Source organism: Paraburkholderia sp. Ac-20342 (assembly GCF_017104985.1).
Lineage (GTDB): Bacteria > Pseudomonadota > Gammaproteobacteria > Burkholderiales > Burkholderiaceae > Paraburkholderia.
The window spans coordinates 1-8,005 of the sequence record NZ_JAAGPQ010000158.1 but is presented as its reverse complement, the minus strand read 5'-3'; the positions used below and the strand labels follow the sequence as shown (position 1 = coordinate 8,005).

General features: G+C 65.5%; 5 protein-coding genes. 2 read left to right on the top strand and 3 right to left on the bottom strand.

Features of this window, described 5'->3' with window-relative positions:
- Both G3N58_RS32870 and G3N58_RS32865 read left to right on the top strand, forming a co-directional pair.
- Positions 1–1,274, top strand: a 1,274-nt coding sequence (locus G3N58_RS32870) for a TolC family protein (protein ID WP_241017329.1), incomplete at its 5' end; no start/stop codon positions are given.
- Between the two features lie 212 nt (positions 1,275–1,486).
- Positions 1,487–1,702 (top strand): YXWGXW repeat-containing protein, encoded by a 216-nt coding sequence (locus G3N58_RS32865; RefSeq protein WP_167049000.1) that lies wholly within the window; start codon positions 1,487–1,489, stop codon positions 1,700–1,702.
- Between the two features lie 100 nt (positions 1,703–1,802).
- Here the strand turns inward: G3N58_RS32865 and G3N58_RS32860 are convergent, their stop codons facing one another.
- The 3 genes from G3N58_RS32860 to G3N58_RS32850 form a co-directional block, all read right to left on the bottom strand.
- Entirely contained in the window at positions 1,803–4,253 is a 2,451-nt protein-coding gene (locus G3N58_RS32860) for a membrane-bound PQQ-dependent dehydrogenase, glucose/quinate/shikimate family (RefSeq protein ID WP_206001275.1), read from the bottom strand.
- 324 nt (positions 4,254–4,577) lie between these two features.
- A complete protein-coding gene (locus tag G3N58_RS32855) occupies positions 4,578–5,957 on the bottom strand; it encodes a galactosyl transferase GMA12/MNN10 domain protein (protein ID WP_206001274.1) in 1,380 nt (459 codons plus the stop codon).
- 56 nt (positions 5,958–6,013) lie between these two features.
- A complete protein-coding gene (locus tag G3N58_RS32850) occupies positions 6,014–7,831 on the bottom strand; it encodes a hypothetical protein (protein ID WP_206001273.1) in 1,818 nt (605 codons plus the stop codon).
- Positions 7,832–8,005: the final 174 nt, after the last annotated feature.

Sequence of the window (8,005 nt, the reverse complement as noted above, 5' to 3'; positions counted from 1 at the left end):
GACGCGCGGCGCGCGTCGAGGCGGCCGAGCAGGTATCGATCGCGTCGAACGTTGCGTTCACGGCCGTGCATCAGCAGGTGATCCACGACGTGACCGTCGCGTACTACCGCTACGCCGCCGCGCGAGCCCACGCCGAGAGCCCGCAGCAGGGGCTCGCGAACGCGGACACCATTCTTCCCGCGGCGCGTGCCCCCTTCGACCAGGGCCACGGCACGATCTCGGCGCTGTCGCTGCAATGGCTGCTGTTCGACTTCGGCGGACGCGCGGCGCGCGTCGAGGCGGCCGAGCAGGTATCGATCGCGTCGAACGTTGCGTTCACGGCCGTGCATCAGCAGGTGATCCACGACGTGACCGTCGCGTACTACCGCTACGCCGCCGCGCGAGCGCACGCCGAGAGCGCGCAGCAGGGGCTCGCGAACGCGGACACGATTCTTGCGGCGGCGCGTGCGCGCTTCAAACAGGGCGTCGGCACGGTCGTCGAAGTCGCGCAGGCGACGCAGAACCGCGAGCAGGCCAACCTCGCGCTCGTACAGGCGCGCGGCGCGGCCAGCGACGGCTACCTCGACCTCGTCTCCGCACTCGGCATCTCGCCGTTGTCGAAGCCGGCGATCGCCGCGTTGCCGCAACGGCCGCTGCCGCCCGCGCTCGGCTCGTCGATCGACACGATCGTCGCGGACGCGATCGCGCGCCGCCCCGATCTGCAAAACGCCTATGCACTCGAAAAGGCCGATCGCGCGAAGATCAAGGCCGCCGAAGCGGCGTTCATGCCGAAGGTGTTCCTGTCCGCATCGACCTCGTATGCGAGCGGGCACACGGCCCTCTCCGCGCTGCCCGCGATCGGCGATCAGGCGCCGACCGTCAACCTGAACGGCAGCCGCTACGGCGGCGGCGTGTTTCTCGGCATCTCGATTCCGCTATATGACGGCGGCCTGCGCTCGGCCGTGCTGATGCAGGCGCGCAACGATGCGCAGAGCGCATCCGCGCGCCTCACGCGCACGAAAGAGGAAGCCGTCCGCCAGGTTGTCGCCGCACAGAACGCGGTGCAGACGAGCCTCGCCTCGCACGATGCCGCGAAGGCGCTCGTCGCTGCCGCCCAGACCAGCTACGACGCGGCGTTCAGCGCGTACCGGCATGGCGTCGGCTCGATCACCGAGGCGACGATCGCGCAGAGCCAGTTGCTGGCGGCGCGCAATGCCGAAGTGGACAGCTATTGCGGCGCGCTGTCGGCCGCGGCCGCGCTCGCCCTGGCGACGGGGACGATCGGCGCGCAGTGATGGCATCCGCGAGCGTGTGGTTAGCACGCCATCCCGGCCGGAAATAAAAGTCGGACCGCCGCGCAAGGTATCTTGCCGGCGCGCCAGAGCGTCGACTTACATCCTCTTACAGACTCGCGCGACGGATTCATACGTCTCGGGCGTTCAACGAAGACGCGGCCACAAGCCGTGTCCGTACGTGTCCGTATCCGAACAAAAGAGGAATCGACGATATGAAAACCAAAGCGTCTCTGATCATGGCCAGCGCACTGGCTGCGGGCGTTCTTCTTTCCGGCTGTGTCGTGGAGCCCGTGCGTCCGCCTCAACCCGCGCCGGTGGCCGAAATCGTACCGGCTGCGCCCGCACCGGGCTATGTCTGGGTCAAGGGTCACTACCGCTGGGAAGGCAATCACTGGCAGTGGGTGCCGGGTCACTGGCGGCCGGTCTGATCCTGCGCGATCGATGCGAAGCCGGCCGCCTTCAGTGCTTCGCAAGCGTGATTCGAACCGCGCGTGCCGCACCGCCAGCCGCGCCGGTTCGACTACTCGACTACTGCGACGCCCCGCCCGATATCGCACTGTCCGGCAGCGCATACGCCACGAGTGCATCGCTGGCCGGCGTGCGCATGAAGTGATGCCCCCCCGCCATGATGACCAGATACTGCTTGCCGTTGACCGAATAGGTCATCGGCGTCGCCTGTCCGCCGCCCGGTAGCAGATCGCTCCACAGCATCTTGCCCGATTTCAGGTCGAACGCATGGATCAGGTTATCCGTTGCGGCGCCGGCGAATATCAGGTTGCCGCCCGTGACGATCGGCCCACCGTTGTTCGGCGTGCCGACTTCGATCGGCATATAGGTTGGCAATCCAAACGGACCGTTCGCCCGTGCGGTGCCGAACGGATGCTGCCAGATGACCTTCTGCGTATGCATGTCGATCGCGGTCATCATGCCGTACGGCGGTTCGTTGCAGAGAACCTGCGTGAGCGGCATCAGGAACGGCTGCACGTCCACGCCGTACGGCGTATCGGCCATCGCCCCCGGGCCTTCCGCGCCGGATTTGTCGGTATGGCGCGGATCGTCGATCGAATACAGCCCCATGGCGTCGGACTGCTTGCGGGACAGCAGCCGGTCGTACATCGGCGTGTTGTTCCAGTTGGCGATCAGGACGCCCCTCGTCCGGTCGTAGGCGACGCTACCCCAGTCGACGCCGCCGTTGTATCCCGGATACTCGATCCACGACTGGCCGACCATCGGCGGCGTAAACTCGCCGACATAGTGCGCCTGGCGGAATTTGATCCGGCAGTACAACTGATCGAATGGCGTCATGCCCCACATCGTCCTTTCCTGCAGATCGGCAAACCCGAGGCGCGGCATCCCGGTCGACCACGGCTGCGTCGGCGTACGCGGATCGTTCGGCACGTTGCCCTGCGGCGCCGGCCGCTCCTCGACGGGCAGCAGCGGCTGGCCGTTGCGACGGTCCACCACGAACAGCTGGCCGCGCTTGGTCGGGATGACCATCGCCGGCACCGGGCCGCTTTGTCCCGGAAAGTCGAACAGCGTCGGCTGCGAGCCGATGTCGTAGTCCCACACATCCTTGTGGGCGGTCTGAAATACCCAGCGCTCCTCGCCCGTTGCCGCGTCGAGCGCCACGATCGACGACGCGACGCGATTCTCGGCGGGCGTGCGCATGGCGCTGTAGTAGTCGGCCGCCGAGTTCCCGGTCGGCACATAGACGAGACCGAGCTTGTCGTCGCCCGCCATCGGCCCCCACGAATTCGGCGTGCCGCGGCTGAATTCCTGCCCGACGCCCGGCTCGCCGCGCTGGCCCGGACGATTGACGTCCCACGCCCATTTGAAGGCGCCCGTATCGGCGTCGAAGCCGCGAATCACGCCCGACGGCGCCCAGCGGCGCTGGCCGTCCAGCACCTCGTGATTGGCCACGATGGTGTCGTTGACGATAACGGGCGGCGACGTCATCGCGACGAAGCCCGGCACGGTCTTGCCGAGTCCGTCGAGCAGACTGACCTGGCCGTGCTCGCCGAAGCCTTCGCACGAGGCGCCCGTGGATGCGTCGACGGCGATCAGGCGGCCGTCGATCGTCCCCTCGATGATCTTCTCGTGACACGGCTGGCCCGTGGAAATCGTCTGCGATACATAGTGTTCGAGGCCGCGGCAGGCGGCGGTATAGGGCACGCTCTTATACTGCGTCCCGACGTCGTGAGTCCAGATTGCCTTGCCGGTGGTCGGGTCGAGCTTCGCCAGATTGTTGGTCGCGGTGCACAGATAAAGGCCGTCGCCCACCTTGATCGGCGTCATTTCGGCCGCCCACTTGTTGACCTTGCCCTTGGGCGGCAGATCGCCGGTGTGATAGACCCAGGCAACCTGAAGCTGTTTCACATTGCCGGGGTTGATCTGGTCGAGCGGAGAATAACGGGTGGCGTCGGTATCGCGGCCGTAATGGGTCCAGTCGGCATCCGGTTGCGGCGCATGTAACTCGTCCCCGGCGACGAGCGGCGTATCCGGCATTGCCGTCGCGGACAGATAGCTCTGCTGCGAAATGAACGACAGCGCAAATGCGGTGCCCGCAAACACAATGCAGATGCCTGCAAGGATCTTGGCCAAACCACGGTAATGCCCGCTTTGTCCCGCTCGGTCGGCCAGCCGCGGCAGCATCAGCGCGACGAAGAACGCAAGGCCCGTGAGGAAGCCCATGCGCGGCACCCATCCCCATAAGCGCAGTGCGGTTTCGTAGAGCGTCCAGAGCAGCGTAATCAGATAGACGATGCCGAATATCCCTGCGCCTTTCAGGCTTCGAAACCACAGCAGCACACCGGACCAGATGAGCAGAATGCCGGCGAACACATAGTACGGACTGCCATGCAGCGCGAGAAGCCAGCCGCCGCCGAGAGCCATCGCGAGTCCGCTGACCACGATGATGACGGCGATGATGCGATCCCAGATGAATGGGAATCTGTTGGGTTCAGGCCTTGTGTTATTCATCGTATTCTCCAGATTCATACCACGTCGCTCCGTGCTTCGGTACGGCATCGGAGTATGAGCACACGCTACGGATCGGTTACCACAGCACCTCTCTACTGTTTTCCAACTGCGAAACGGGACGCTCCCCTATGCTTGCCTGTTGCTTCCCGGCTGCTTCCCGGTTGTTTCCAGTCCATTTCCGATGTCCAGCGCCAACACCGGCGTCATACGCGCAGCAGGTGCGCACGAGCACGCGCCTGCGTGAGAATTGCTGCGGAACCGCGTGAGCCAACAATTGGCCGAGAAGAGACATACCGATGTCCCGGAAGAGTGTTGGAACCCGCGTCATTTCTCCTGTCGTTGCAAATCACGCACGAGACGCCGGGCTTCGTCGTACGCCATGACGAGCGTGCGCATCTCCGTCCACATGCCGTAGTAGTGCGCGATAAAACTGTCCGGACCGACCATGAACCACGGCGTATTGATGACGAGCGGACTCAGAATGTCCGCCTCGTCGAGCAAGCCCGACTGTTTCATCGCTTCGATGAAGTAGAACTGGTCGCCGTTGTGCGCATACACGGACGACCGATCGGCCAGGCCGCGAATGCGCGCCTTCAGCCCGCGCAGCATCGCCGCGTTTCCCTCGGTACGGCGGAATCCCATCACGCCCGAATTGAACGGCCATTGCCCGATGTCGCGCGCGAGCAGACGATCGCGGCCGCGCAGCAGATCGTCGATGGGCCGCTCGTGATCGAGGATCAACACATCCGCATCGACCCAGATGACCCATTCGTGGTGCGGCAGATAAGCGTCGAGAAGCCACGGCTTGAACCAGTTCCCGGTTCCCGACAGGCCGATTTCAGCCGGCGTGTCGCGATACACGTAAAACGTGTAGCCATGCCGCTCGCAGTACTGCCGCAGATTGCTTTCCGCGATGCCGCCATAGCCGGCAATGCCGGGCGTATAAAGCATGACGAACGCGACGTCCCTGGCGGACACGTTGCCGGGCGCGTTTTGAGGCGCGTTGTGAGGTGCATAGGTGCTGCGATCGGCCGAGGCATCGACAGCCGGCGTCTCGAACGAGAAAGGCGCAAGCCCCCGGAGCCCCGACATTTCCAGGTGAGCGCACAGAATCTCGCGAATGCGCGGCGCGGCACTCGCTTCGGATGGCGAATCATGCAGATCGCCCAGACTGAGCGCAAACGTCGCCGCGCGCCGCCAGTACGGATCGATGTTGGCGCCCGCGTGCATCACCGCATACAGGTCGTCGATCCGCTCGTGCCACGGATGTACCGGTTCATCTCCCAGCACGGTCGCGGCATCGACGAACGGCTCACCGCCGAGCCTGCAACGCTGCATGATCCGGTAGATGCGCTCGCGCGTCGCGGGTGTGTTGCGCCAGAACTGCACGTCGGTCTGCGGCCGGCCTTTCTCGACGCCGACCAGCAGCGCGTCCCGCCCCGCCATCAGCCGGTCGAGCGCATGCGGCTCGACGACGAGCCCATCCTCGCCCAGCAACAGAACGATCCCGTCTGCCGGACAGCCGTCGAGCGCATGCAGCAGCGCTTCGTAGCGATGCAAGGTCTGGACCTGGGCGCTGCGCGGCCCGTCCGACGCATCGACGCATACGTGGCGATAGCCGTGCGTGTCGGCATAGCGCGCGTGATTGGCAAACGCCGCCGGCGCATGGCCGGTCAGGAAACTCAGAACACAATGCGATCGCATCTGGCACTCTCCAAATTGTCGATCGTGACGGGGGCTATGTGGTGATCCTTGCCGGCTCACACTTCGACGGGCGCCACGTCGGACAGGCCGGCCGCGACTCGCGTCAGATCGACGGCAACCCGTTCCACGACAGGTTCCCACTGCCGGTACGCGCTCTGCCGATAAAGCTTCAGGCCCGGATACCACGCGCTGTCGGTACGCTCCGTCGACCAGACCCAGTGCGGATTGACGTCCAGCAATAGCCATGTCGGCACACCGAGCGCGCCGGCGAGATGCGCCACCGACGTACAGACCGTCACCACGAGATCGAGCGTCGACAGCGCCGAGGCGGTGTCGTCATACGATCCCCATGCCACGGTGGGGTCTTCGATGGACAGACCCGCATGCCGCATCGCCGCGACATCGTCGGCGGCATCGACCTGCAGACACATGAACTCGACGCCTTCGACGCCATGAAATGCACGCGCATAGAGCAACGGATCGATCGCACGCAGCGGATTGCGCTGATGCGTACGGCTGCCGCTCCAGACGAGCCCGACGCGCAGAGGCCGTTGTGCACGCGGCCCCGCGCTCCGGCGCGCGACGGCATCGGAAGCGGGCTTCAGATAATGCGCGGCATCGGCGAGACGATCCTCTGTTACGCCAAGCACGAGCGGCAGGCTGCCGAGCGGCAAATGAAAATCGTGCGCCGGAAGAACCGCCGTATCGTGCGGCACGATCTCGTCGACACTCTCCACGAAGCTGCGCGCGAACAACGGCAGCAGTTGCGAGAAACAGCAGTAGACGAGCCGTCCTCCTTCCTCGTGAACGCGCGCCGCGATCCGTGGCAGGAAGCGCGCGAACTGGATCGCATCGCCATTCCCCTGCTCGCCCCACACGAACAATGTGCGGCCCTTGAACGATTCGCCATTCCAGCGCGGCGACGGCAGGTTCGGCACCGCGTCGCGCAACTCGCGCGAGCCGAACCAGCGTGATTCGTGGTTCGCCCAGCCGTTCGCGTAATCGCCCTGTGCCAGTTGCAGCATGGCCAACGCCCAGATGACCAACGGATTGGCCGGGTCCAGTTGCCCGGCGCGCTGCGCGACAGCCAGCGCGGCATCCCATTGCTGCCGTTCCTTCAGGACCTGCACGCGGGTCACAAGCGCCACCGGGTAATCGGGCGCCAGCGTGCAGGCGCGTTCGGACGCGACTTCCGCGCCGGCGAGATCGCGCAGGCCGAGCAGGACGACCGACAGATTGTTCCAGGCCAGCGCATTCGCCGGCTCGCGCACCAGAAGCGGTTCGAGAATCGCTTTCGCCCGCGGCAGATTGCCGAGTTCGATATGGGCCGCCGCGGTGTTGTTCTGCAGCATCGATACAGCCGGGTCGAGCCGGTCGGCCTTCGCGTACGCCGCGAGAGCGGCATCGTGCCGGCCCACGCGCTGATACAGCAGGCCAAGCTGGAACCAGCCCAGTGCATTGGCGGGCTGTGCCGCGCAGAAGCGGGTCGCCACGTCGAGCATGTTCGGGCCGTCCGGCTGCCCCATCTGCAACTCGATCCATTCGAGCACCCACGTCTCGCCATCCGGCATGTTTCGATAGGCGCGCGCATACCAGCCGTTCGCGACAAGCGGATCGCCCGCCGCCGTGGCCTGCCTCGCGCGCTCCAGCAGCGCGAGGCCGTTGTTCGCGTCGAGCGCGAGTGCCCGGTCCGCGAGCGCGGCCGCCCTGGACGCGTGACCACGCATGCGCATGATGCGGCTCGTGATCGCCAGCAGCGAAGCATCCGTCGACTCCAGCGTGCCGTGGCCGTCGATCAGTTTCGCCGCGCCGATCAGGTCGCCGCGATCGAGCAGGCGTTGTGCCTGTACGGAAACAGGCAGTTGAACCGTCATGGCTCGCCCCTCGCGTCTTCGATCATGATGTCCGGGCTGGAGCGGATTCCAGCTGCAGCAGCAACCCGTCATAGCGCGCCACGACTTCGGCGTTCGTCGACAGATAGCGCGCGATGATGCGGCGCTGACGGTCCCGATACCCTTCCCAGTCGGCATCGTGATGGCGGATCGCCT

Bases quoted from the DNA above. Each gene is read 5' to 3' on its own strand.
- G3N58_RS32865 (WP_167049000.1), top strand. From the start codon at position 1,487: ATGAAAACCAAAGCGTCTCTGATCATGGCCAGCGCACTGGCTGCGGGC.
- G3N58_RS32860 (WP_206001275.1), bottom strand. From the start codon at position 4,253: ATGAATAACACAAGGCCTGAACCCAACAGATTCCCATTCATCTGGGAT.
- G3N58_RS32855 (WP_206001274.1), bottom strand. From the start codon at position 5,957: ATGCGATCGCATTGTGTTCTGAGTTTCCTGACCGGCCATGCGCCGGCG.
- G3N58_RS32850 (WP_206001273.1), bottom strand. From the start codon at position 7,831: ATGACGGTTCAACTGCCTGTTTCCGTACAGGCACAACGCCTGCTCGAT.